Here is a 22,611-nt window from a genome sequence, read left to right as displayed (position 1 = left end):
TGGGTTTAGACCGTCGTGAGACAGGTTGGTTACTATCTAATGGATGTGTTAGTAGTCTGAGGGGAAGGTGGCTCCAGTACGAGAGGAACGAGTTGTCGGTGCCTCTGGTTTACCAGTTGTCTGATAAGGCATTGCTGGGCAGCTACGCACTGGACGATAAAGGCTGAAAGCATCTAAGCCTGAGGTGTCCCCTGAAAATAGATTGCTTAGGACTCGAGTAGAAGACTCGTTTGATGGGGTAGGGATGTAAGCTTCGAGGTTTTTTTCCGAGTTGTTTAGTCCGCTGCTTCCAATTGTTCGCTTGCTTTATTTTCTTAATATATTTATTCTTAAGGAAATTAGTAAACGAATTCTAGTGTGTTCGATTAATGGATGATTAGGATTCGGTTTGGTGTATTCAGTTTGGGTGAAAATGTACGTTATTTAAGATCATTATTATTTTGAGTCAATATGTCTTGATTCTATCATTATCATATAGGTTTGGCGGTCATAGCGATGGGGTTACGGGGTTACACCTGGTCTCGTTTCGATCCCAGAAGTTAAGTCTTTTCGCGTTTTGTTTGTGTACTATGGGTTTCGGTCTATGGGAATTTCATTTAGCTGCTAGCCTTTTTTTATCAAACAATATTTAGTTTTATTCTATACGAACTTTTTTAAATATTATATTTTTATAAATTATTTTTTCTTATTTTCATTTGCTTGTTTTTTCTTATTTTATTATTTGCGACTTTTTTTTAATATTTTATTTATTACTTATTTTTTCTTATTTTTATTAGTTTTTTTTTTCTATTTTTTTTAGTTCATTTTTTCTTATTTTATTATTTGCGAACTTTTTTTAAATATTATATTTTAATAACTTTTTTTTTTATTTTTATTTTGGTCACGATTTTTCTTAGATTTTTAATTCTACTTTTTTTATATTATTTATTATTTTTTCATTTTTTTTATTCTATATGATACGCCACATTATATTTGCTTATTACTTTTATTATAATTTCAATAATCATTAATTTTAATTAAAGAACTTATAAATTATATCAATGTTGTCATAATTTAGCATAATTTAATTAATTGTCTAATCAATTTACTTCGAGTATATTGGATGTGATTTTTTCATAATTTCTATTTAAAATGAGTGGGTTTAATTTGTTGTATTTTTTTAAATCTATAACTAATTTTTTATTAAATAGAAATTATTTGCTAAGTAAATTTGATTGTTATATTCTTCTTTAAAAAATAGTAAGTTTTTTTTAGATTAGGTGGAAATCTTCAATATTTCTAAGTAAAAAGAGCTAAATTTTTTAAAGTATTATTAATTGGGAAAATTAGTAATACTTATCCTATGAAAGTTATGATAAATTTTAAGATTTAAAAAAAATAGTTTATTAATTATTAATATTACATGTCAATATTAATTTTTATTCATCAAATTCAAGAACTTCTCTTTCGCTTCATCAAGGGTTAATGGATAATCGTTTTCCATATTGATGCCGTCTCTTTCAAGTTCTTGGAAAAGTTTTGTAACTATTGGAACTTCCAGATTTGCTTTTTCAAGGATTTCTGGTTGTGAAAATATATCTTTTGGGCTACCTTCAGCAATCAATAATCCATCTACTAATACAAATACTTTACTTGCATAATCTGGTACCAAATCCACTTCATGAGTTGAAATAATGATTGTGATTCCTTCTGCATTAAGTTCCTTCAATAATACAGTTAATTCTGTTACACCTTGTGGATCAAGACCTGCAGTAGGTTCATCCAATACCATTATCTTAGGTTTCATTGCAAGAATACCTGCAATAGCAACTCTTTTCTTCTGACCTCCACTTAAATGGTGAGATGCTTTTTTCTCAAAACCGCTCATTCCTACACGAGCTAAACTATCAGTTACCCTTTTTTGAACTTCTTCCATTGGCAATCCTAAGTTTAATGGGCCAAATGCTACATCCTCTTCAACAGTAGGTGCAAATATTTGGTCATCTGGGTTTTGGAATACAATACCTACTTTTTGTCTGAATTTAAGCAATGATTTCTTGTCGTATTTTAGCTCCTCTCCTTCAATAAACACTTGACCTTCATCAGGTTCGTAAATACCATTTAAATGAAGGAACAAAGTAGATTTTCCAGCACCATTTTTACCTAAAAGAGCAACCATTTCACCTTCTTCAACTTTTAAGCTGACTCCTTTAAGTGCCTGATAATCTTTATTATAAGAATATTTTATATTTTTTACTTCTAACATTTTATTCCTCCTTTTTTGGTGGTACATAAACTGGAAGCTCTCCAGTATAACCTCTTGAATCTAAACTATGTTGCAATGTTTCACTTTTATCTAAAGACCTTAAGAATATACTGCTAATAAGATCCGCTAAGCATTTCATTGAATTCATATATGAATTGTATCCCATTCTTGTTTTTTGGGCTTTCTGCATTGTGTCTATTTCATTTAGGAATATGAATATTGTATTATACATTAAAAGTCCTATTTCAATAACAATTTTAGGGACTTTCATTGTGTCTAAGCAATGGAAGATTTTTGCAATTGGTGTTGTCAATGCAAGAAAACCTAATGAAGGCAAACATCCCATCACTCTAAAGAATGTATATATACCATAATGCCATGAATCTGTTGTCACTACAATTCCAAATATTCCTGTTTCATATATTACATCTCCTTTTCCAAAGAATAATATTAAAAATATACATGTTATAACAAGAAATGCCATTGGAATTGTTAAAAACTTTAAGTATGATCTATAATCGATTTTTGCTATAGCAAGTATAACGATAGACATTACTATAAATATAAATATATCAAAATAAAGGTTATCTAGTGCTAAAGTCAGAATTAGCGGGAATAGAGTTAAAAACAATTTAAAGTAGGGATTTGTTTCAGTTAATTCATTATTGTGTGCTATATAATCCATGTCAAATTTCATAAAATCACTAGATATTTATTGTATATAAATTAAAAAAAGAAAAAATCGATAAAGAAGAATTATTCTTCTTTACCTTGTCCTCTCCAATAACCGAAGAAGTAACCTATAATGATTGCTCCTATAGCTGCTTGAAGAGCGAATAATAAACTTTCTATTTCACCACTAGGTGGTTCCCAAATTGATGAAAACCATGGTTCGAAGTTAGTAGCTTCAATTTGTTCACTTGCTGCATCGTCTGAACCGCCAAAGTATCCATCGTCTTCTCCATGACCATTATACATTGCTAACGGTGCAATGAAAATGATTGCACAGATTATTGCTAATATAATTAATGTTGATGTGTTCATGTTTAATCACCTTATGCTTCATTAGGAGCTAATGCACCTAATTTGTCTAATAATTTTGGTTTGTAAGCTTTTAATCTGTCCCATATGATTACGGTTAAGATACCTTCACCAATAGCTAATGGCACTTGGGTAACTGCAAAGATAGTTAAGAATGCGGTTAATGCTGCACCAAAGGTTGGAGCAGGGAATGCGAAAGCTAATTGGAATGAAGTAGCTACATAAGTTAATAAGTCACCTAAAAATGCTGCAAAGAAAATTGCAATGGTTGATGAAATATTAACTTTAAGACATCCTTTGTATACAAGCCAAGCAATGAATGGACCTACGATACCCATTGAGAAAATGTTTGCACCTAAGGTGGTTATTCCACCGTGAGCAAGTAATAATGCTTGGAAAATAAGTACAATAGTTGCGAGTACAGCAGTTACAGCAGGGCCGAATAATGCTGCACCTAATCCGTTACCACAAGGGTGAGAACAACTTCCAGTAACAGATGGTAGTTTTAAAGATGATAAGATGAACATGAATGCTCCACTTACAGCGAGTAAGGATTTGGATTCAGGGGTTTCATCTACGATTTTTTTGATTTGATAAATACCGAATGCAACAATGATGAATGATATGACAAACCATATGATACACCATGTTAATGGTAAATATCCTTCCATAATATGCATAACTTTTTTCCTCCAAATTAATATCAAAAAAAAATTGATATAACTATAAATCAATTTAAATTAATATTTTCTAAACCTAAATTGATTAACTATTATTTATATTATTTATTATATATAAATCTTTATTAATAATTCTGTGATTTTTATTTTAAAATAAAGCCTATAACATAATATAATTAAGTTTGCTTTATTTTAAGTAATTTTTTTATTAATTCCTTAGTTAACTTAAAATTTTGATTAATAAAAAAACTTATGAGCATATTTATATATCGTCGCAAACATAATTTTTAATTAGCATATTAATAAGATAAATTTAAACTAAAAATTAAAAATTAAAATTTTTATTAATACAATACTAAATGATAAACTAATTTAAACTATAATTTATTCATTTAAAGCAAAACCTAATAGTATTTTTATTAATTCTTATTATTAAGTTTATTTGATATTTTTAAAAATTAATTTAAGAAAAGGAGTATTTCTTTATGAATATTCCTTCAGAATATTATTCAGTCAATTAATTTTTAGTGGAAAATTGTTTTTATGGCAATTTAGTGATGATTTCATAATAGAAAGGGTATTAAAATGGAAAAAGGAAAATTATATGGTGTAAGTATTGGGCCAGGAGATCCGGAATTGATTACAGTAAAAGCAATGAATAAGATTGCTCAATCCAAGTATATTGCAACTCCACATACTGGAACCGGTGATTCATCGGCATTGTCTATTGTCTCTCAAGCAATCGATTTATCCGATAAGGAGATAATGATGTTGGAATTTCCTATGACAAAGGATAAGGACATTTTAGCCAAAAGCCATAATGAAGCTGCAGATGCTATAGCTGAAGTTCTTGATAATGGAGAAGATGTTGCAATGTTAAACCTTGGAGATGTGACAATCTATTCAACATTTGCATATACTATGGATAAGCTGTTGGAAAAGGGTTATGAAGTTGAAGTCATTCCAGGTGTTACAAGCTTTTGCGCTTCTGCTTCCCAGCTGAAGATAGGTTTGACAACAATGAATGAACCGTTGCATATACTTCCTGCGACTGGAATTGACTTAAAGGAAGCTTTGCAAATGCCTGGATCTAAGGTTTTAATGAAAATAGGCAAATCAATGCCTAAGCTGATTGAAACATTAAAGGAATTAGGCATTGAAGACAATGTATATGCAGTTGAAAACTGCGGTTTGGAAAATGAAAAGATCTATAAAAGCTTAGATGAATTTGATAGAAAAATGGGTTACTTTACTATTATGGTTGTAAAGTAATCATTTCACTTTATTTTACGTAATATTGGATATTTAATTAGTTTAGTTTAATTATTTAATTTATTTAAATTGTTTAATTTAGTTTAATTTAATTTAGTTTCATTTAATTTAGTTTCATTAGTTTAATTGACTTATATTTATTGATTTTGCTTTAATTTTATTATTTGAGGAGTTTATATGGCAGAAAAACGTTTAGTGAATCAGCAATTATTGCGTTGTGGTTATACAACAGGAACCTGTGCTGCAGCAGCATCAAAGGCAGCAGCTGCAATGATTTTCACTCAGGAAGCAATGGATTCTGTTTCTATCACAACTCCTAATCAGACAGGCCTTGTCATAGATGTTTTAAGTCCTCAATTCAATGAAAATCTTGCAAGCTGTTCAATTGAAAAAGATAGCGGAGATGATCCTGACATTACCAATGGAATTTTAGTATCTTCCAAAGTCACTTTAGTTCCTGATTCCAATGAAATTCTTATTGAAGGAGGTAAAGGGGTAGGCAGAGTAACTAAGGGAGGCCTTGACCAGCCAGTAGGTGAAGCTGCCATCAATTCAGTTCCTCGAAAGATGATTAGGGATTCATTGAATGAGTTGGCTAAGGAATATGGATATGATGGTGGATTTAATGTTTTGATTTCTGTGCCGAAAGGTGAAGAGATAGCTAAAAAGACATTTAACCCTGAACTTGGAATCGTTGGTGGAATTTCAATATTAGGCACAACTGGAATCGTTGAGCCTATGAGTGCTAAGGCACTTGCAGATTCAATTAAAGTGGAAGTAAGTGTAATATCTGCTGAAGGAAACGATTCTATACTTATCTTTTTAGGAAACTTTGGAAAGAAGTTTACAGAAGAGGATTTGAAATTATCTACAAAACCAGGAATAATGTGCAGTAATTTCATTGATGTTGCTTTAGACAGTTCTGTAGAGTATGGATTCAAAAAGATTCTTCTAATCGGACATATAGGCAAGTTTGTAAAATTGGGCATTGGATTGTTCAATACCCATTCCCATAATGGTGATGGTAGGATAGAAACCCTATTGTCCTGTGCTTTAGATGCTGGAGCAGACTTAGAGACATTAAAGGAGATTCAAAAATGTGTAACTACAAATGCAGTATTGGATATCCTATATGAAAAGAATCTGTTGGATAAGACTATGGAAGTTCTAAAGGGCAGAATAGAACATAATATCGAGCGAAGAGTCCCTGATGATATAGAGGTAGGATTCATATGCTTTGCTAACACTGGAGAATACTATGGCGTTTTATTTGAAAGTGAAAATGTAAATGAACTTAAGCAGTTATGGAAAGAATAATTTTAAGAATTTTAAAACGATAACTATTACCATTGATAATTTAAAATAATCAATTAATTAAAAAAATATTAATCTATTGATTAAGCAATCAATTAATTTAAAATAATCAATTAATTAAAAAAAATATTAATCTATTGATTAAGCAATCAATTAATTTAAAATAATCAATTAATTAAAAAAATATTAATCTATTGATTAAGCAATCAATTAATTTAAAATAATCAATTTAATATCAATCAATTAATAATAATCAAATAATTTAAAATATGCGGAGGCAATAATTATGATTCATTTTGTAGGAGCAGGAAGTGGAGCTGTAGACTTAATAACAATCAGAGGTGCTGAATTATTAAAAGAAGCAGATGTTATTATATATGCAGGTTCATTAGTAAATCCTGATTTGTTAAATTATGCTAAAGACTCTTGTGAAATTTATGACAGTGCTAAAATGACATTGGATGAAGTTTTGGAAAAGATGTTTGAAGCTGAAAAGGAAAATAAGATGACTGTTCGTTTACACACTGGAGATTCAAGTATTTACGGTGCTATTCGTGAACAGATGGACAGATTGGATGAGGAAGGAATTTCCTATGATGTTTGTCCTGGAGTTTCAAGCTTCTGTGGTGCTGCAGCAGCATTGAAAGCAGAATACACTTTACCTGATGTAAGTCAAAGCGTAATAATCACACGTATGGCAGGAAGAACTCCAGTTCCGGAAAAGGAAAGCATTGCTTCATTTGCAGAACATGGTGCAACTATGGTTATTTTCTTAAGCACTGGACTTCTTAAGGAATTGTCTAAAGAGCTTGTTAAAGGAAAATACACTGAAGACACTCCTGCTGCAATTGTCTATAAGGCAACTTGGCCTGATGAAAAGGTAATGCGCTGTACTGTTGGAACATTATATGAAACTGCACAGGAAAACAACATTACCAAAACCGCTTTGATAATTGTTGGGGATGTTTTAGACAGTGAATATTCATTGTCACGTCTTTATGCAGATGATTTTTCAACAGAGTTCAGACAAGCTAAAAAATGATTTTCACTAAGAGTAAGTCGTAAACTAATTTTCCTTTAGAATGTGAGGTTAATAATGAAAGTATCAATTATTGCATTTACAGATAATGGTATGGAAATAGCATTTAAATTATCAAATTCATTATCTGAAGATAATGATGTTAATTTTAGCCGTTGTGGGAAAGGTGCTTTGTCAACTTGGACAGAGGAACATTTCTCTAATGATGATGCTCTTATTTTCGTAGGTGCAATAGGAATAGCATTAAGGGCAATTGCTCCTTACATAAAGACTAAAACAAAAGATCCTGCTGTAATTGTTGTTGATGAATTGGGACAATTCTCTATACCAATTCTCTCTGGACATATCGGCGGAGCAAATGAATTGGCTCTTCAGATATCTAGAATATTAGATGCAATTCCAGTCATTACAACTGCAACTGATATAAATAATGTATTTGCAATTGATACTTGGGCAAAAAGCCAAGAACTGCAGATTTTAAATCCTGAATGCATTAAATTGGTTTCATCTAAATTGTTGAAAGGAAAGCCAATACATGTAAAATCTGACTATCAGATAGGTGGAAATCTGCCAAATAATGTTTTTATTAATGATTTGGAAAGTTCTGATAGTGACTATGATATAATAATCAGCCATAATGATTTTGAAAATGAGTATAAGAAAGATATATTGTTATTGGTTCCGCAAATTATTACAGTAGGAATTGGATGCAGAAAGAATATAAGCTTTGAAGCGATAGAAGAATCCATCTTGAATATATTGAAAAAAGAGAATTATCATCTTTTGTCTTTAAAGGCCTTGGCAAGCATTGATAAAAAGGCTGATGAAAAGGGAATCTTGGAATTTGCTCGAAAATATGATTTGCCATTTATCACTTATAGTGCAGATGAGCTTAACAGTCTTGAAGGTGACTTTACAAAGTCAGACTTTGTTAAAAGTGTTGTGGAAGTTGACAATGTTTGCGAACGTTCCGCAGTTATGGAAAGCAATGGAAAATTGATTAGAAGAAAGGATACCTGTGATGGTGCAGGGGTAACTGTTGCTTTAGCGATAAATGACCCTATTATTTCATGGGAAAAGTAAGTTTGGAAATTCAATAAAATTAATAATATTTAATATGATTCAAAATTTTAATAATTCAATGAATTTAATTATAAAGTAAGTTTAATAATCAAAATTTTAATAATTCAATGAATTTAATTATGAAGTAAGTTTAATAATCAAAATTTTAATAATTCAATGAATTTAATTATGAAGTAAGTTTAATAATCAAAATTTTAATAATTCAAAAATTAATTATTCAATATAATATAAAATTTCAATTTAATGCTAATAATAATTATTTAGGTGTCTATTGGAGGCTAAAATTTATGAAATGTGTATCTGTTGTTGGTATTGGTCCTGGAAATGAGTTATTTCTTAGCATTGCTGCAAGAAAAACTCTTGAAGATTCAGATTTGATAGTAGGTTATAAAAAATATGTGGAACTTGTAGAAGAGTATTTGCCTGAAAAGGAATACTTATACACTGGAATGACTAAAGAGGTTGACCGATGTAAAATGGCATTGGAAAAGGCATCTGAAGGCAATTGTGTATCTGTAGTCTGCAGTGGGGATGCTGGAGTCTATGGTATGGCAGGATTGGTTTATGAATTGTCTGTTGATTTTCCTGATGTTGAAATTGATATCGTTCCAGGCATAAGTGCTGTTTTAAGCGGTTCTGCAGTTTTAGGTGCTCCAATAGGTCATGATTTTGCTGTTATCAGCTTATCAGATCTCCTCACTCCTTGGGAACTTATTGAAAAGAGATTGGATTTAGCTGCTCAAGGAGATTTCTGCATTTGCCTTTATAATCCATCAAGCCATAAAAGAAAGGACTACTTGAAAAAGGCGTGTGAAATATTATTGAAATCCAAAGGAGAAGACACCGTTTGCGGTTATGTAAGAAATATTGGAAGAGATGGTGAAGAGTATCATATAACAAGCCTTTTAGAACTTAAGGACACAGAAGTGGATATGTTCACCACAGTCTTCATTGGAAATGCCAATACAAGAATCATTGATAATAAGATGGTAACTCCAAGAGGTTATAAAGGAGTATAAACGTCTAAATTCTAATCAAAATCATACATTTAATAAAATTAATTTAACTAATTTGGATTAAAATAATTTAATTTAACCAAACTTAAAATAACTAAATTCTAATTAAGTATAAACTTAAATACTTTCAATTTATAATATACTATAATTCATATTGATAATTTCAAACTCTATTTTTAGAGGTGTAAAAATGCATAAAATTGTTTTATTTGGTGGAACTACTGAGGGACGTCTCTTAACTGAATTCCTATCTCAAAACAAGGTTCCATCTATTGTCTGTGTTGCTACTGAATATGGGGAGAAAGTATTGGAATATGAACCTCCTGTCATAGTTCAACCTAAAAGGTTAAAGCCAGATGCTATGAGAAAACTATTTGAAGACGAGCAAACTGAATTTGTCTTTGATGCTACACATCCTTATGCAACAGAAATAAGCAAGCATATCAGGGAGGTCTGTGCTGAAAAGGGCATTGAATACATTCGAGTCTTGCGGGAATCCATTGAGATTGAAGATGCTGTAAAATGCTCTAGCATGGAAGATCTGATTGATTATCTAAATGGCACTGAAGGTCTGATATTTTCCTCAATGGGAGCAAAGGAGGCTCTTGCATTAACTGAAATAGAAAACTTCCAGGAAAGAGTTTATTTGCGTATGCTGCCTTCTCCTGAAGGAATGAGGGCTTGTTTGGACTTAGGATATCCTATGAAAAATCTTTGTGGTATGCAAGGTCCGTTTTCAAAGGAATTCAATATGGCTCAATTCAAGGAAATAGGTGCAGATATACTTGTAACTAAGGAATCAGGCAATGCTGGTGGTTTTTTAGAAAAGATAGATGCTGCAAAGGAATGTGGCATGGAAGTTGTTGTTTTATCCAGATTAGTTAATGAAGAAGGGCTAAGTGTAGAAGAAGCTAAGGATGCCATTAGGAGTAAATGCTTATGAAAGAAATCAACATTATTGGAATGGGAATGAGTGAAAAGACTCTTACTTCTGAAGCTTTAGAGCTGATTAAAAAGGCAGATATTTTAATTGGTGCTAAAAGATTAATAAACGAGTTTTCCCATTTGAATAAACCAAGTTTTAATGCTTATTTATCTGATGATATTTTAGAAATAATAGAAAAAGAAGACAGAGAAAGAATTGCAATTTTAGTATCTGGAGATGTCGGATTTTATAGCGCTGCTGAAAAATTGACAGACACCTTAAAGAATTATGATCCTAATCTAATTGCTGGAATCTCATCAGTTTCCTACTTTTTTGCAAAATGCAGACTTCCTTGGAAGGATGCAAATCTGATAAGCTGTCATGGAATCGATACAAACATCGTTTCATCAGTTGGCAGAAATAGGTTCACCTTTGCCTTAACAGGTAAAAATGTTCCAGAATTGCAGAAGGAATTGGATAAGTTTGGCTTTGGAGACTTAAAGGTTTGGGTTGGTGAAAACCTAGGCTCTGAAGAGGAATCAATTCAAGAAACAATCATATCAGATTTATCCGGAAAGGAATTCAGTTCATTGACAGTTTTGATTATAGAAAACCCTGATTTTGATTCAAGAATCCGAACAGGCATTCCTGATGAGGAATTCATTAGGGGAAAAGTTCCAATGACAAAGTCAGAAGTGAGGTCTGTATGCTTATCTAAATTGTCACTTTCTCCAAATGATATAGCTTATGACATTGGCTGCGGAACAGGTTCTGTAACAATTGAAATGGCCTTTTCAGCATATGACGGCAAGGTTTATGCCTTTGATAAGAATGAAGAGGCTATAGGCTTATTGGAGAAAAACTGTGAAAAATTCCATTTGGATAATGTAGAGGCAATCTGTGGTTTGGCACCAGAATGTCTTGAGGGCCTTCCGGTTCCTGATGTAGCCTTTATTGGAGGAAGCTCTGGAAATATGGATGAAATTGTCAGTTATCTATATGGAATAAACAGCAACATGAGATTTGTAATAACTGCTGTAACTCTTGAAAATGTTATGGCAGGTCTCAATTCCCTTAAAAATGTTGGAATAAGTGGGGACATTGTTCAAGTTGCAGTATCAAAAGGCAAGGCAATTGCTGATTTGCATATGCTGATAGCACAAAATCCTATATTCATTATTAGTGGAAGTGGTCAGGATGAATAGAATATTAATATCTGGAACCAACAGTAATTGTGGAAAAACAACTATAACTATGGCTTTGCTTGCTGCATTTCAAAACAGAGGTTTGGAAATAGCTTCATTTAAATCAGGGCCAGATTATATTGATCCTATGTTTCACAGAAAGGTCTTTAATGTAGAAACCCATAATTTAGACCCTTATTTCTCAACTGAAGAGATGTTATGCGACCAGTTCATCCGCAATTGCGGTAAGGACTTAAGCATAATTGAAGGTGCTATGGGATTTTATGATGGAATAGGAGTTGAAGGAAGGGCAAGCGCTTGGGAAGTTGCCAAATCCATTAAGGCTCCTGCTGTTTTGATTATTGATGCTAAAGGAATGAGCAATTCTGCAGCAGCAATCATAAAAGGATTTAAGGAATTCAAAGCCGAAAGCATGGTTGAAGGTGTAATCTTCAATGGCATTTCTCCAATGCTCTACCCTCTTTTAAGGGATATAGTTGAAAGAGAAGGCATAAAGGCATATGGATTCCTGCCAAGGGAAGAAAAGTATTCCATTGGAAGCAGAAACTTAGGTCTAATCACTGCAGATGAGATTGAAGATATTAAGGAGAAAATCAATGGCCTTAGAGAACTGGCAGAAAAATACATTGATTTAGATGGTCTCTTTGAATTAGCCAAGTCTGCGCCAGTTCTTGAAGCAAGCGATGATTTTAAGGAATTGATTGAAAACAGCAAAGCCGATTCCAATGAACCAAAGACTCGCATAGCAGTTTCCCGTGATAATGCTTTTTGCTTTATGTATAAGGAAAACATTGAGATATTGGAAGACTTAGGATGTGAAGTGGTCTATTTCAGCCCATTGGAAGATGAAAAGCTTCCAGAGAATATATCTGGATTGTATTTATGTGGAGGTTATCCTGAATTATATCCTGAAGAATTATCTAAAAATAAGAAATTATGCAATGAAATTAAGGACATTATAGAAAAGGGAATTCCTACAATAGCCGAATGTGGGGGTTTCATGTATTTACATGAATCCATTGAAAATATTCCTATGGTTGGTTTTATCAAAGGAAATTGCATAAAGACAGATAAATTGCAGCGTTTTGGCTATATTGAAATAACTGCATTGGAGGATAATCTATTATGCAAAAAGGATGACAGCATTAGGGTGCATGAATTCCATTATTATGATAGTGAAAACTGTGGAGAATCATTTATGGCTAAAAAGGCATCTAATGGAGTGGAATATCTTTGCTGTCATGGTTCAGATAGCCTATATGCTGGTTTCCCTCATATTTATCTTCCTGCAAACCCTAATTTCGCAAAGTCTTTTGTTAAAAAGGCACAGGAATGGAAAAATTAAGTTAAATTATTTTTAAAGATTATTATTGATTATGATTTATATTGGCTAATTACTGATATCAGAAAATGAAGTGATAACATGAAAATTGAATTAGAACAAGTTGAACCTGCTGAGATTGAAAACAGGAGTATGGAAATCATTGAATCTGAATTGCCTCATGAATTGGATCCAAAATTGGCACCAATCATTAAAAGGGCAGTTCACACAGCTGCAGATTTTGATTATGTGGATAATTTATACTTTTCAGAAGATGTTGTTGATAAGGCATTGGAAGCAATAAAAAAGGGTGCTTGCATTGTAACTGACACTAATATGGCAAAGGCAGGAATCAATAAGGCAGAGCTTAAGAAGCATGGCGGTGAAGTCTTCTGCTTTATGAGTGATGATGATGTTCGTGAAATGGCTAAAAAGAATCATTCCACACGTGCAAGAGCATCTATGGATAAGGCTGCAAGCTTGGATAAACCATTGATTTTTGCAATAGGAAACGCTCCAACTGCTTTGATTAGATTATATGAATTGATTCAAGAAGGTAAACTCAATCCTGAACTTATCATTGGAGTTCCTGTAGGATTTGTTAATGTGGTCCAATCAAAAGAGTTGATAATGGAATGTGATGTTCCATATATAGTTGCTCGTGGACGTAAAGGTGGAAGCAATGTTGCAGCTGCCATTTCCAATGCATTATTGTATATCTTAAGGGATCAAATGAAATAATTTGAATTCCATTTCCTTATTTTTTTCTTTTTTAAATTTTATATTTTTAGGTCTGTTTCATTATTTTTTTTCTTTTTTAAATTTTATATTTTTAATTTCATTTTATTATTTTTTTATCTTTTTTTTTCATTTCATGTAATTACATGAAAATTTTATTTTATTCATTCTCTTCTTTTCTTTTATATCTTATCTGCTTTTTTAGCTAATATTTTTAAATCTTATCTTTTTGATTTCTCTCTTATTTTTTAATCAATATTTTTAAATATTTCTTTTTATAAAGTATAATTTAATAATTTTAAATTTTTATTTAAAATGAAAAATTAGTATAATAATAAATTAAAATATAAATAATTCAATTAAAAAATTTTTATTTTATTAGGATGATAATATGAGTGACAAGATTATTTTAGTGGTAAGTTTCGGTACTTCTTATAACAATAACCGTGCCCTTACTATTGGAGCTATTGAAAAGGATATTGATGAAGCATTTCCAGATTATGAAATGAGAAGGGCATTTACAAGCCAAATGGTTATAAACATTTTGAAAAAACGTGATGATTTGCATATTGATAATGTAGAGGAAGCATTGGAAAGGGCATTAGCTGATGGCGTTAAAACAGTTATAATCCAACCTACCCACATTATGAATGGTACTGAATATCATTTCAAGATCAAGGACACCGTAGATAAGTATATTGACAAATTTGAAAACATTCCAATTGCAGAACCTTTATTAATCTCCGATGAAGACTTTGAAGACTTAATTGCAAGCATTACAACTAAAGGAGATTACGATGACGATACAGCAGTTGTATTCATGGGTCATGGCTCTCCTGCGGAAAGTAATATGGTTTATACCAAATTACAGGGAATGCTAAAGGATAAGGGATTCAATAATTATTATATTGGTACTGTTGAAGCAAAGCCTGATTATGATGATGTATTGGCTATGGTAAAAGAAGGGGATTACAAGAAGGTTGTATTAAAACCTTTAATGGTTGTAGCTGGTGATCATGCACAAAACGATATGGCTGGAGATGAAGATGATTCATGGAAAAACATGTTTGCATCAGAAGGCTATGAAGTTGAATGTGTAATAGAAGGACTTGCTCAATCTAAAGACATTAGGGATGTTTACATTAAGCATGTTCAAAATGCTATTGATGGTTTAAATTAAATCATCATTCTCTTTTTTTATTTTTAGAAATAGTTTTTTTTCAATTATTCTTTTAATTAATCTTTTATTTTTAGAAATAGTTTTTTTCAATTATTCTTTTAATTAATCTTTTATTTTTGGAAATAGTTTTTTTCAATTATTCTTTTAATTAATCTTTTTTTTTTAAGAAATGGTTTTTTTAATCATTTTTTTTTAATTACACAATATGTCATGAAAGGATTATCTGTATTACAATTTTTGTCAACTTTGGATCATTGCAACTTGAAGGGTAAAGATATTTAAATCAACTGATTTATCAGGATTTTCTGCCAGTCTTATAGGGCATATGTTTATTATCATATGTCTACTTATTTTTTTTTATTAAGATAATTTGAAATTATTTTAATTAATAATAGTAAACAATATTTAAAAAATGAATTTTATAATGAAAATATTAATTAATGATGAGAAGCATATAATAATGTGTTAATAAATTACTTTTATTAATAATAATTAAATAATATGGTGAAAATATGAGTTTTGAAGAAAAGAAAGAAGAATTTAATATAAAAAAAAGAAGAAAAAATATTAGCTGCTAATGAAAAAAAAGGCTAACGCTAAAATAAAATTCGAAGAAAAAGTATTAGAAAACAAAAAAGCTAGAAATCAAAAAAAATTAGAATCACATCTTGCTTTAGCTGATGCAAGAATCGAAGATGCTTTAGATGATGCAGATTTAGCTGTTGCTGTTTTATCTAATGAAGTTGAATTAGCAATTGAAAACAATGGTGAAGATGCTGACTTTATTTTATTTAAAGCAGAAAACATTTTAGAAGAAATTCTCTTAAGAACACAATTAAGAATACAAGTAGCAAAAAATGAATTAATTGCAAACCTTCAAGAAGACCTTGATGACACTATTGAAACTATTAATTACGAGGAAAGTATTGCTGAATTTAAAGATAAAACAGCTACTGTAGTAACTACTTTAGAAGGTAAAATCGCTACAGAAAAAGAAGAATTTGAACAAAAATATGCTAAATAATTGATTTTCAGATATTTTTCTTTTTTTTACTTTTGAGAGGGATCACAAATTTGAAAAAAAAAAAACAAATTCATGATCCCATTTTTTTTTTTAATTTTTCCAAAATCCAAAAAAATCTTTTATTAATCTCTTTTTTGTTCTTTGAATCTTGCAAATGTTCTGAAATCTGGTTTTAGCATGCCTGCAAGGTACATGTAAGCGATATTTCTATTTACTTGCTCTTCCAGGTCTCTGCTGGATAATACTCCATCGAACGCACCCATTAATGTTACTCTAAGCAGCATTGCACGAGAATATGCAGATTCTCCAGGCTTTCCTTCGAATTTTTTATGGACTTCTGTGAAATCCATTGTGTCGACAACGTTTTTTATAAAATAATGCGGATGGTCTTTCGGAATCAAATCTCTCAAGTCAAGAAGGATTAATAATTGTTGATTTATTGTATCATCTCTTAAAACCATAAAATACACAACCTAAATTATTTATTTCTATAATAAGGAATTGTACTTCTTTGTATATAAATTTAAAGGAAAATAAGTTAAGAAAAAAAGTGAGTGATGGTCATAATCGTGACATACCTCCAATTAATCTTTTATTTTAAGAAATAGGTTTTTTTAATAATTTTTTTATGATCCTTTTATTTTTAAAAATAGTTTTTTTAAGTTAAAAAAAAAGAAAAAAACAAGGAATAATGATTTCCTTGCATAAATTGTTTTATTTTAATTTATATTGTCTAATAGAGACTATAGTATATTCCCCTTATTTTCTCAATGCCATACACTTAGAAGACTAGGTAAAAGGGAGTTTAAATGGAAATCCCTCATCTGGCGCTTCTGGAATGTTCTTATATTTTGTTGCATTAAGGGTTATGTTAATAGGTGGAATCTCTATCTTTTCACCAGTCAGTTCATGGGTTTCGGGATTGAGCTTTAATTTAAGTGTTTTACTGTTTTTGTTTTGTGTCCAAATCACATCATCCAGCAGTACTTTCCCATCATTGAATGCTTGGGTCTGCTTCTCATTACAGTATGCAGTGATATATTTTGCCCTTGCATCCTTATCATTCATTGTTGCTGCTTTTTTATTGACTTTACTCATTCCTTCGAACATATTATGCTCTGCTTCTTTCCAGTAAGCTCTAATAGGCTTACCATAAGCTTGGTAATCCTCTGGTTCCAAACAACGGGTGTTAAGTTCCTTAAAGACATAATATGGGTAGTGATCTGTATCAAAGGTTTCTTTGTCCTTTGCAGCTTGATTTGCTCCATAAGCTTCACTGACATTTAGGCAATCGTTAGAGACAGGTACAAACACTCCATAAAGTGCTGGACCAGTACTGACCCAACTGACACATGACATTTCTGCTGGAAGGTCTGGGAAAACCTGTAATGCATGTACACTTAGTGCTGTATCTGTTCCAATAACTCTTACATCAATTCTGCCATTTTCTTCAGGGGAAAATTCTGTTCCTTCAAATCTATTACGGATAATCTGACAGACATCTTCTATTGAAACATTCTTGTCTGGTGTAAAGCAGAGATGATACATAGCGTTTAGATTGTAGTCTGCACTGTAGTTTGAAGGGGATAGAAGTTGGTGTCCCATCCAAGTCCTCCTATGAGAATAATCGAAAGTCATTTCCTTTCCAGAATATGTATCAAACAAATTAATCTCATTATTTTTGCCATGTACAGCAAAACCCTTTTCTTCTGCAAGTTTAGTTAAATTTTTTGATGTGATGTTGTCTTCGTAGTCAGACAAGTATTCTAAGGTAAATTCATTACCAAAGACTGCTACTTTGTCTTTAGGCATTTTCACTGCAGCATACTGGTGTCCAGTATACATCTCCACATACCATGTTTCATTTTGGTCAGAGATGATTGCAATATTGGACTCGCTGCTTCCGTATTTATCTATGATTCCGCAAAGCTTTTCTACAGCTTCTCTTGCTGTTTTACTCTGACAAACTACAAGATCCACTGCAGCAAATTCTGTAAGGCCCTCTGGCACTAATGGGTCTGCTTCCAATGAAGCATTGTTTGCGAATGCTGTAACGGACATAGTCATTGCTACTCCATATTCATTAGTGCAGGCAGTTGAATCCTGATTAAATCCATTATATGCTCTTGTACTATTCATAAATGGTGTTGAAGTGTATTTGTAAGTTGTTGCCGGAATCTCTGTCTTACCTTTCCATCCCAACTTACTGGCATAAATCGTCCCGGTTGATTTTCTACTCTTGGAGTAACTGTGATGTGATTCCCATAAACTTCTGGAAAGTCGTTTGACCTTGCCATGATTGTTGAACCGTCAGCACTGACATCTGAGCCTACATATATTGCAGTACATGCTGCGCTAGCTTGTGTTCCACACAATAACAGCACACATAAAATTATGACTATCCCTTTTTTGGATAAATATTTTAACTCTATCATATAATTCATCTAAACATTCATTTGATGTTTAAATATTACACAAAATTTAATAAATAATGTCATCCCTATTATTTTTTCTTTTTTTGTAGTTTATATACTTTTTTGCAATTATTTTATAAACTTGTTCAATCATACTTTTTAACATTGTTATACTGATTTCCATGTTTATTTTCATAATTGTGATTTTTTTCTTTTTTTCATCTGTTGGTTTGTTTTTTGTTTAAATTTAGAAATTTTTTCTTTTTTTTTTCATCTGTTGGTTTATTTTTTGTTTATCTTTAGATTTTTTTCTTTTTTTAAATAGGGTTATGTTTTACAAAACTTCAATTAATGAACTAATTTAAACCATTTTAATTAATTATTTTTTCAATAAACTACTTTAAACAAGTAAAATTAGAATTAAAATTCAATTGAAACAATTAGTAAATAATAATCATAAAGTCTTAATAAAGAAAAAATTAGTTCAAATCTCCTTAAAAAAGAAAAAAGTAGTTTAAATCTCTTAAAAAAAAGAAAAATCGAATAGTTCAAACTTTTTAAAAAAAGAAAAAACAAGGAAAATAAATTCCTTTGCATATATGAAATTTCTCTGCAGTTTCCTTACTGAATGAATTAGTTTAGAGATTCCATTTGCATCAATTGCAGTAATATGCAATAACTAGGTAAATGGAAGTTTAAATTCAAATCCTCCATTTGGCACCTCTGGAACATGTTTATATTTTGTTGCATTAAGGCTTATGTTCATTGGAGGAATCTCTATCTTCTCACCAGTTAGTTCATGGGTTTCAGGATTGAGCTTGACTTTAAGTGTTTTACTGTTTTTGTTTTGTATCCAAGTCACATCATTCAATATTTCTTGACCGTCTGCGAATGCTTGGCTCTGCTTCTCATTACAGTATGCTGTGATATATTTTGCCCTAGTCTCCTTATCCTCTATTTTTTCAGCCTTTTTAATGACTTCACTCATTCCAGTAAACATATTTGCTTCCGCTTCTTTCCAGTAGGCTTGTACAGGCTTACCATAAGGTTTGTAGTTTTCAGGTCCTATACCACGATCGCAAAGTTCCTTAAATACATAATATGGGTAGTGATCTGTATCAAAGGTTTCTTTCTCATTTGCAGGTTGATTGGCTCCATAAGCCTCACTGACATTTAGGCAATCGTTGGAGACTGGCACATAGACTCCACAAACTGCCGGACCAGAACTGACCCAACTGACGCATGACATTTCTGCTGGAAGGTCTGGGTACACCTGTAAGACATGGGCACTTAGTGTAGTCTCAGTTCCAATAACCCTAATTTCACCTCTGCCAGTTTCATCAGGAGAATATTCTGTTCCTTCATATCTGTTTCGGTAAATTTGACAGACATCTTCCATTGAAACTTTCTTGTCTGGTGTAAAGCAGAGAGGATACATAGTGTTTAAACTGTAGTCTGCACTGTAGTTTGAAGGGGATAAAAGATGGTGTCCTATTCAAGTCCTCAAATGTGAGTAATCGAAAGCCATATCAATTCCAGAATATGTTTCATATAAATTGATTTCATTATTTTTGCCATGTACAGCAAAACCCTTTTCCTCTGCAAGTTTGGTTAAATTTTTTGATGTGATGTTGTCTTCATAGTCAGACAGGTATTCTAAGTTAAATTCATTACCAAATGCAGATGCCTTGTCAGATGGCAATTTCACTGCAGAATACTGGTGTCCAGTATACATCTCTACATACCATGTTTCATTTTGGTCAGCGATGAGGGCAATATTGGTTTCACTGCTCCCGTACTTGTCAATGATTCCACAAAGCTTTTCTACAGCTTCTCTTGCTGTTTTACTCTGACAAACCACAAGGTCCACTGCTGTATCTTCAGTAATTCCTTCTTCAACTAATGGATCTGCTTTCAATGCAGCATCATTTGGAAATGCTGTAACGGACATGGTCATGGCAACTCCATATTCATTAGTGCAGGCAGCTGCATCATGAGATGCTCCATTGTATGCAGTTGTACTATTCATATAGGGTGTTGCTGTGTATTTATATGTGGTTGATGGAAGTTCCATCTTTACCTTTCCATCCCCACTTACAGGCATAAAGCGTCCCTCTTGGTTCTCTACCCTTGGAATCACTGTAATATGATTTCCCCAAACGTCTTGATGGTCGTTTGATCTGGCGATAATTATTGAACCGTCTGCGCTAACATCCTGCCCTACGTATACAGCAGTACATGCTGCACATGCCTGTATGCTACACACTAGCAGCCCACATAAAAATATGACTATTAATTTTTTTGATAAATTTTTCATTTCTAACATAAAAATCCTTCTTATAATTTAAGTGAAATGATCATTATGCTTAAAACTATTCTACATAATTCCATTCACAAAAAAGTCTATTTGATAAATAAATTTATTCTTTAATGTTTTTTCTTTTTTTGTTAGTTTAAATATTTTATTATGTGTTTTGTGATTTTCTTTAAATTTCATTTATTTCATTAATTGTTTGGATATTTTTCATATGTTTTTGTTTTTTTTTATTTCATTTATTTCATTAATTGTTTGGATATTGTATTATGTGATTTAATGAAATTTTTTCAAATTCATTAACTTTAAATACTATCGTTCCTATATTTTATTTGCAATTTATAGTTTGAAAAATATTTAGGAATACATAATTTAAAGGGTGATAATATGAAGTGTAATGCATGTGGTACTGATTATTCTGAAGAATTCGATTTTTGTCCCTTTTGCGGCGCCTATCCTAAAAAGTTTTGCCCTAAATGCTTTAGTGAGGTTAATGAGGGTGGAGAAATTTGTTCAGACTGCGGAAGCGAGCTTTTGCCATTTGAAAATTTCAAGCATTATCATGACCTTAAGAAAAAGGCTATGGAATATTGGGATAAGGAGGACTTTAGGAAATCAAGGGAATGCTATGAAAAGATATTGGAAGAATGGCCTGATGTAGAAGAAATAAATTTTATTTTGGCATGGAATTATGAGATTTTGGGAGAACTGGATAAGGCTTTAGGACAGTATAAAAGATTAGCCCAAATAAATCCGAGATATATGGGAGTATATGTTAGAATAGCAAGTGTATTGATTGAGAAGGAAGAAATTGAAAAGGCCAAGGAATATCTTAAAAAGGAGCATGATGCATATCCATTTGAGAATGAGCATTACATTTATTCAATGCACATCTGCTTTTTGGAGGATGACTTTGATAAGGCAAATAGGATTCTGGATCGTCTTTTTGCAATTGGGCCTAATGAAGATGACTTGATATGCTTTAAAATCAACAATGACTTGAATTTGAAACATGTTGAATATAATCAGGAGCTTGCTGATTTAAATGAAAGGGTTAAGGAATATATAGAGAAGAATTTCAATTATAATGTATAATTTTTCTTTTAAAAGAAATCATGATTTCATATGTCTTAGCTTAAAGAACTTATGAAACCTAACAAAGTAAAAAAGTAAAGAGTAAAAGAGTAAAAAAGTAAAAGAGTAAAAGAGTAAAGAAGTAAAAAAAGCAAAATGGAAAATAGGGATATGAATAAAAAAATAATTGGAGATTGATTAATTATCTGAATTATGGTCTAATGGCTTTAAATTATTTAATTCATTAAACTCTTTTAATGAAGATAATGATTTGTTTACTTTCTCATCAGAATCTCCATTATCAACATAAGACTCTAAAACATATTTTTCATCACCAATTTGAATCAATTCAACATAACCTTTTAATTCATTTACACCATCTGTGAAGGAGAAAATATTTTCATCATCAGTAGATTCTACGGTATATTTCACATCAGAATCATTTTTAAAACTATCTAAGATATTTGCATCTTCATCAGAGTTTAGTGCTTCTTTAGCTTCTTCCAAATCATCATTAGTCACAATATCTAAACTTACTCCTTCAACATCTTCCATCCCTAAAATATTTGTTTCATAAAAAGATTGATTTCCATCAAACTTAAAGTTGGAAGGTGCTTTCAAATTACTGAAATCTGCTGCAGATACTATTCCTGCACTTATCATTAAAATTATTAGAAAAATTAATATTTTAGTTAACCTCATTATATACACCAATATAAAATATGA

At 31.5% G+C, this 22,611-nt stretch carries 20 protein-coding genes, 2 rRNA genes and 1 pseudogene; 14 read left to right on the top strand and 9 right to left on the bottom strand.

Annotated elements, in window-relative coordinates; all coding sequences use genetic code 11:
- Window positions 1-313: ribosomal RNA gene (locus tag QZV12_RS03515) — 23S ribosomal RNA — on the top strand; the annotation flags it as partial.
- Between the two features lie 166 nt (window positions 314-479).
- A 5S ribosomal RNA gene (gene rrf / locus QZV12_RS03510) occupies window positions 480-609 on the top strand.
- 802 nt (window positions 610-1,411) lie between these two features.
- On the opposite strand, the gene QZV12_RS03505 is transcribed toward rrf, so the two are convergent.
- The 4 genes from QZV12_RS03505 to cbiM all read right to left on the bottom strand — a co-directional run bounded on the left by QZV12_RS03505 (window position 1,412) and on the right by cbiM (window position 3,966).
- A complete protein-coding gene (locus QZV12_RS03505) occupies window positions 1,412-2,245 on the bottom strand; it encodes an ATP-binding cassette domain-containing protein (protein ID WP_295617280.1) in 834 nt (277 codons plus the stop codon).
- 1 nt (window position 2,246) lies between these two features.
- Complete coding sequence (gene cbiQ / locus QZV12_RS03500) at window positions 2,247-2,930, bottom strand: cobalt ECF transporter T component CbiQ (protein WP_295617286.1); 684 nt, start codon at window positions 2,928-2,930, stop codon at window positions 2,247-2,249.
- Window positions 2,931-3,001: 71 nt separating this feature from the next.
- Complete coding sequence (locus tag QZV12_RS03495; protein WP_295617277.1) at window positions 3,002-3,289, bottom strand: energy-coupling factor ABC transporter substrate-binding protein; 288 nt, start codon at window positions 3,287-3,289, stop codon at window positions 3,002-3,004.
- A gap of 11 nt (window positions 3,290-3,300) precedes the next feature.
- Window positions 3,301-3,966, bottom strand: a complete 666-nt coding sequence (gene cbiM, locus QZV12_RS03490; RefSeq protein WP_295617274.1) for a cobalt ECF transporter S component CbiM — start codon at window positions 3,964-3,966, stop codon at window positions 3,301-3,303.
- Window positions 3,967-4,551: 585 nt separating this feature from the next.
- Here cbiM and cobI point away from each other — a divergent pair.
- The 11 genes from cobI (at window position 4,552) to QZV12_RS03435 (ending at window position 16,083) form a co-directional block, all read left to right on the top strand.
- A complete protein-coding gene (gene cobI, locus QZV12_RS03485) occupies window positions 4,552-5,238 on the top strand; it encodes a precorrin-2 C(20)-methyltransferase (protein WP_295617271.1) in 687 nt (228 codons plus the stop codon).
- A 177-nt stretch (window positions 5,239-5,415) separates the two neighbouring features.
- Complete coding sequence (gene cbiD, locus QZV12_RS03480; RefSeq protein WP_295617268.1) at window positions 5,416-6,555, top strand: cobalt-precorrin-5B (C(1))-methyltransferase CbiD; 1,140 nt, start codon at window positions 5,416-5,418, stop codon at window positions 6,553-6,555.
- A gap of 283 nt (window positions 6,556-6,838) precedes the next feature.
- Complete coding sequence (gene cobM / locus QZV12_RS03475) at window positions 6,839-7,594, top strand: precorrin-4 C(11)-methyltransferase (protein ID WP_295617264.1); 756 nt, start codon at window positions 6,839-6,841, stop codon at window positions 7,592-7,594.
- A gap of 54 nt (window positions 7,595-7,648) precedes the next feature.
- Window positions 7,649-8,674 carry a cobalt-precorrin 5A hydrolase gene (locus QZV12_RS03470; protein WP_295617261.1) on the top strand — a complete coding sequence of 342 codons (1,026 nt, stop codon included), beginning with the start codon at window positions 7,649-7,651 and terminating at the stop codon, window positions 8,672-8,674.
- A gap of 287 nt (window positions 8,675-8,961) precedes the next feature.
- A complete protein-coding gene (gene cobJ / locus QZV12_RS03465; protein ID WP_295617257.1) occupies window positions 8,962-9,693 on the top strand; it encodes a precorrin-3B C(17)-methyltransferase in 732 nt (243 codons plus the stop codon).
- Between the two features lie 187 nt (window positions 9,694-9,880).
- Window positions 9,881-10,633, top strand: a complete 753-nt coding sequence (cobK, locus tag QZV12_RS03460; RefSeq protein ID WP_295617254.1) for a precorrin-6A reductase — start codon at window positions 9,881-9,883, stop codon at window positions 10,631-10,633.
- Entirely contained in the window at window positions 10,630-11,820 is a 1,191-nt protein-coding gene (cbiE, locus tag QZV12_RS03455) for a precorrin-6y C5,15-methyltransferase (decarboxylating) subunit CbiE (RefSeq protein ID WP_295617251.1), read from the top strand. The genes cobK and cbiE overlap by 4 nt, the downstream gene beginning before the upstream one ends.
- Window positions 11,813-13,165, top strand: coding sequence for a cobyrinate a,c-diamide synthase (locus tag QZV12_RS03450; protein WP_295617248.1), 1,353 nt, complete (start codon window positions 11,813-11,815; stop codon window positions 13,163-13,165). Before cbiE ends, QZV12_RS03450 begins: the two co-directional genes overlap by 8 nt.
- 78 nt (window positions 13,166-13,243) lie before the next feature.
- A complete protein-coding gene (locus QZV12_RS03445; RefSeq protein ID WP_295617246.1) occupies window positions 13,244-13,882 on the top strand; it encodes a precorrin-8X methylmutase in 639 nt (212 codons plus the stop codon).
- A gap of 388 nt (window positions 13,883-14,270) precedes the next feature.
- Window positions 14,271-15,059: a sirohydrochlorin cobaltochelatase gene (locus QZV12_RS03440; RefSeq protein WP_295617243.1), complete on the top strand. Its 789-nt coding sequence runs from the start codon at window positions 14,271-14,273 to the stop codon at window positions 15,057-15,059.
- A 577-nt stretch (window positions 15,060-15,636) separates the two neighbouring features.
- Window positions 15,637-16,083, top strand: coding sequence for a hypothetical protein (locus tag QZV12_RS03435; protein ID WP_295617240.1), 447 nt, complete (start codon window positions 15,637-15,639; stop codon window positions 16,081-16,083).
- Between the two features lie 122 nt (window positions 16,084-16,205).
- Here the strand turns inward: QZV12_RS03435 and QZV12_RS03430 are convergent, their stop codons facing one another.
- The 4 genes and pseudogenes from QZV12_RS03430 to QZV12_RS03415 form a co-directional block, all read right to left on the bottom strand.
- The gene (locus QZV12_RS03430) at window positions 16,206-16,544 is read right to left on the bottom strand and encodes a transposase (RefSeq protein ID WP_295617237.1); all 339 of its coding nucleotides are present in this window, start codon (window positions 16,542-16,544) and stop codon (window positions 16,206-16,208) included.
- 328 nt (window positions 16,545-16,872) lie between these two features.
- Window positions 16,873-18,285, bottom strand: a complete 1,413-nt coding sequence (locus tag QZV12_RS03425) for a C69 family dipeptidase (RefSeq protein WP_295617234.1) — start codon at window positions 18,283-18,285, stop codon at window positions 16,873-16,875.
- On the bottom strand, window positions 18,219-18,458 hold the full coding sequence (locus QZV12_RS03420; RefSeq protein ID WP_295617231.1) for a C69 family dipeptidase: 240 nt from the start codon (window positions 18,456-18,458) through the stop codon (window positions 18,219-18,221). Before QZV12_RS03420 ends, QZV12_RS03425 begins: the two co-directional genes overlap by 67 nt.
- Window positions 18,459-19,176: 718 nt before the next feature.
- Window positions 19,177-20,763, bottom strand: a pseudogene (locus tag QZV12_RS03415) (C69 family dipeptidase).
- A gap of 435 nt (window positions 20,764-21,198) precedes the next feature.
- Between QZV12_RS03415 and QZV12_RS03410 the strand changes: the two are divergent.
- Window positions 21,199-21,906, top strand: a complete 708-nt coding sequence (locus QZV12_RS03410) for a lipopolysaccharide assembly protein LapB (protein ID WP_295617228.1) — start codon at window positions 21,199-21,201, stop codon at window positions 21,904-21,906.
- A 177-nt stretch (window positions 21,907-22,083) separates the two neighbouring features.
- Here the strand turns inward: QZV12_RS03410 and QZV12_RS03405 are convergent, their stop codons facing one another.
- Window positions 22,084-22,548, bottom strand: coding sequence for a hypothetical protein (locus tag QZV12_RS03405; protein WP_295617225.1), 465 nt, complete (start codon window positions 22,546-22,548; stop codon window positions 22,084-22,086).
- Between the last annotated feature and the right edge of the window lie 63 nt (window positions 22,549-22,611).

Origin of the sequence: uncultured Methanobrevibacter sp., from assembly GCF_902769175.1 — an archaeon.
Classification (GTDB): domain Archaea; phylum Methanobacteriota; class Methanobacteria; order Methanobacteriales; family Methanobacteriaceae; genus Methanobrevibacter.
Note: the sequence above shows the minus strand (reverse complement) of the source record. Positions and strands in the feature narration are given on the sequence as shown.

Bases quoted from the DNA above. Each gene is read 5' to 3' on its own strand.
- QZV12_RS03435 (WP_295617240.1), top strand. From the start codon at position 15,637: ATGAAAAAAAAGGCTAACGCTAAAATAAAATTCGAAGAAAAAGTATTA.
- cbiQ (WP_295617286.1), bottom strand. From the start codon at position 2,930: ATGGATTATATAGCACACAATAATGAATTAACTGAAACAAATCCCTAC.
- QZV12_RS03495 (WP_295617277.1), bottom strand. From the start codon at position 3,289: ATGAACACATCAACATTAATTATATTAGCAATAATCTGTGCAATCATT.
- cobI (WP_295617271.1), top strand. From the start codon at position 4,552: ATGGAAAAAGGAAAATTATATGGTGTAAGTATTGGGCCAGGAGATCCG.
- QZV12_RS03430 (WP_295617237.1), bottom strand. From the start codon at position 16,544: ATGGTTTTAAGAGATGATACAATAAATCAACAATTATTAATCCTTCTT.
- QZV12_RS03445 (WP_295617246.1), top strand. From the start codon at position 13,244: ATGAAAATTGAATTAGAACAAGTTGAACCTGCTGAGATTGAAAACAGG.
- cobJ (WP_295617257.1), top strand. From the start codon at position 8,962: ATGAAATGTGTATCTGTTGTTGGTATTGGTCCTGGAAATGAGTTATTT.
- QZV12_RS03440 (WP_295617243.1), top strand. From the start codon at position 14,271: ATGAGTGACAAGATTATTTTAGTGGTAAGTTTCGGTACTTCTTATAAC.
- QZV12_RS03505 (WP_295617280.1), bottom strand. From the start codon at position 2,245: ATGTTAGAAGTAAAAAATATAAAATATTCTTATAATAAAGATTATCAG.
- cobM (WP_295617264.1), top strand. From the start codon at position 6,839: ATGATTCATTTTGTAGGAGCAGGAAGTGGAGCTGTAGACTTAATAACA.
- cbiE (WP_295617251.1), top strand. From the start codon at position 10,630: ATGAAAGAAATCAACATTATTGGAATGGGAATGAGTGAAAAGACTCTT.
- QZV12_RS03450 (WP_295617248.1), top strand. From the start codon at position 11,813: ATGAATAGAATATTAATATCTGGAACCAACAGTAATTGTGGAAAAACA.
- QZV12_RS03405 (WP_295617225.1), bottom strand. From the start codon at position 22,548: ATGATAAGTGCAGGAATAGTATCTGCAGCAGATTTCAGTAATTTGAAA.
- cbiD (WP_295617268.1), top strand. From the start codon at position 5,416: ATGGCAGAAAAACGTTTAGTGAATCAGCAATTATTGCGTTGTGGTTAT.
- QZV12_RS03470 (WP_295617261.1), top strand. From the start codon at position 7,649: ATGAAAGTATCAATTATTGCATTTACAGATAATGGTATGGAAATAGCA.
- cobK (WP_295617254.1), top strand. From the start codon at position 9,881: ATGCATAAAATTGTTTTATTTGGTGGAACTACTGAGGGACGTCTCTTA.
- cbiM (WP_295617274.1), bottom strand. From the start codon at position 3,966: ATGCATATTATGGAAGGATATTTACCATTAACATGGTGTATCATATGG.
- QZV12_RS03410 (WP_295617228.1), top strand. From the start codon at position 21,199: ATGAAGTGTAATGCATGTGGTACTGATTATTCTGAAGAATTCGATTTT.